The organism is Aminobacter sp. P4_D5 (assembly GCF_056401815.1).
The window spans coordinates 1-606 of the sequence record NZ_JBFUIP010000994.1 but is presented as its reverse complement, the minus strand read 5'-3'; the positions used below and the strand labels follow the sequence as shown (position 1 = coordinate 606).

Annotated in this window: 1 protein-coding gene and 1 pseudogene; both read left to right on the top strand. The window is 68.0% G+C overall.

Annotated features, from left to right (window positions below):
- A partial coding sequence (locus AC1DWF_RS36275; protein ID WP_476843285.1) for an acetate--CoA ligase family protein occupies positions 1-382 on the top strand: 382 nt, incomplete at its 5' end.
- Positions 379-606: pseudogene (locus AC1DWF_RS36270) on the top strand (3-alpha,7-alpha,12-alpha-trihydroxy-5-beta-cholest-24-enoyl-CoA hydratase); the annotation flags it as partial. The gene AC1DWF_RS36275 and the pseudogene AC1DWF_RS36270, both read left to right, overlap by 4 nt.

Here is a 606-nt window from a genome sequence, read left to right as displayed (position 1 = left end):
GATCAAGGGCGCGGTCGAGATGGCGCTGGGCATGGTGCGCGACCCCGTCTTCGGGCCGGTCGCCATGGTGGGGCTGGGCGGAATCTTCATCGAGGTGCTGAAGGACGTGACCTTCCGGCGCTGCCCCTTCGACGCGGCCGAAGCCGAGGTGATGATCCGCGGCCTCAAGGGCTTTCCGCTGCTGGACGGCGTGCGCGGCCGGAAAAAGGCCGATGTGATGGCGCTGGCCCAGGCGCTGGCGAACCTCTCCACCTTCGCCGCGGCGGCGGGCCCGCAGCTCGCCTCCATCGACATCAACCCGCTGCTGGTGCTGCCCGAGGGCGAAGGCGCCTATGCCGCCGACGCCGTTCTGGAAATCACCCAGGTGGAGCCCGCCAAGTGATCGTCGAAGACAAGCTCCTCGCCTATCCGATCCCGGAGATCCGGACGCAGATCCGTTGGCAGGACGTGGCGCTATACAATCTCTCCATCGGACTCGGGCAGGATCCGCTGGACCTGCGCCAGCTCCCCTTCACCTACGAGCCGAACCTGCGCGCCATGCCGTCGATGGCGGTGGTGCTCGGCTATCCCGGCTTCTGGGTGAAGGATCCCGGCACCGGCGTGGAC